At 40.7% G+C, this 339-nt stretch carries 1 pseudogene; it reads left to right on the top strand.

The window, feature by feature from the left end:
• Positions 1 to 339 (top strand): annotated as a pseudogene (locus ACFIK8_RS10085) (cell division protein FtsH); the annotation flags it as partial.

The following is a 339-nucleotide window of genomic DNA, read 5'->3' as shown; positions in this document are numbered from 1 at the left end:
AACCTCCTTCACGAACTCAGAAAGATGAAAATGCTTCTCTGCGCACTTCATCTGTGCCTAAGACCGGAGCAAGTAAGATTGAGGCCGATAAAGTAACGGTGAATGAAACAGATGTGCATAAAGCAAACGGAGGGAAGAAAAAACTAAAAGCTGAAAACGAAAAAACAAAATCCAGTAATGCCAAACCCAATGATGCTAAGTTAAAAGGAGCAAAAACTCATGGGGCGGAGAAAAAAACACGAAGCATAAAAGATCCTGCTGGAGCAGCAAATTTTTCTGAAAGTAACACAAACGCTGAAAAAGCGTTAAATACTGCCGAACCTAAAGGCAAACAGGGAT

This window comes from Bartonella sp. MR168JLCBS (assembly GCF_042194175.1).
This window is presented reverse-complemented; position numbering and strand designations above follow the sequence as displayed.